This window comes from Microvirga arvi, from assembly GCF_016892765.1.
GTDB classification, from domain to species: Bacteria; Pseudomonadota; Alphaproteobacteria; order Rhizobiales; family Beijerinckiaceae; genus Microvirga; species Microvirga arvi.
This window is the reverse complement of record NZ_JAFEMD010000206.1, coordinates 1-868: the sequence shown is the minus strand read 5'-3', so window position 1 is coordinate 868 and position 868 is coordinate 1. Positions and strand designations below refer to the sequence as shown.

The 868-nt window shown below is 65.6% G+C and carries 1 protein-coding gene; it reads right to left on the bottom strand.

What is annotated here, in order from left to right; genetic code table 11:
- A complete protein-coding gene (locus ILT44_RS30545; RefSeq protein ID WP_204243363.1) occupies positions 1-819 on the bottom strand; it encodes an IS5 family transposase in 819 nt (272 codons plus the stop codon).
- Positions 820-868: the final 49 nt, after the last annotated feature.

Here is an 868-nt window from a genome sequence, read left to right as displayed (position 1 = left end):
CTAGAGGCTGTTATGGACCGCGATGTAGTTTACGGCCTGTCGTAGCATAATACAGACCAGAGCAATGACATGCAGGTCTGCTAGAGTTTGAGGTAGACGCTCGTAATCGCGCACCAGCCGGCGAAAGCGCGTGGCCCAACCGAAGGTCCGTTCGACCACCCATCTGCGCGGCAACAGCACGAACCCGCGCTTGGCCTCAGCCAGCTTCACCACCTCCAGCTCAATCCCATGCTCGCGGGCGGCCGCCGCGGCCCTCTCTCCCGTATAGCCCTGATCGACATAGGCCAGATCGACACTCTCGCCGGTGGCGACCTGCACGGCTTGGGCCAGTTGTCCCACCTCAGCGCGATCATCGGCGGTGGCGGGCGTGACGTGGGCGGCCAGGAGATGCCCGAGGGTGTCCACCGCCATATGCAGCTTGGAGCCCTTCTTGCGCTTGGCGCCATCATAGCCGGCCCGCGCCCCGCTCTCGGGCGTGGAGCGCAGGGTGCGGCTGTCGAGCACGGCCGCTGAGGGCTCCGCATCGCGCCCGGCCGCCAGGCGCAGTACAGCCCGAAGATCCTGCGCCAGCTCCTCGAAGCAGCCGGCGTTCAGCCAGCGTTGTGCCTGCTGATAGACGGCCGCCCAGGGCGGCAGATCGTTGGGCATCCAGCGCCAGGGCGCACCCGTCTTGATGATGTAGCGCAGGCCATTGAACACCTCGCGCAGGGCGTGCTCTCGCTGGCCCGCCCCTTCGGGCAGGAGTGTCAGGTAAGGCGCCACCAGCGCCCATTCTTCATCGGAGACATCGGAGGGGTAAGGGTTGCGAGCAGAGGTCATTCTGCCAGAACGGCGGTGACCTCAAGACGGGTCCATAACAGCCTCTAGA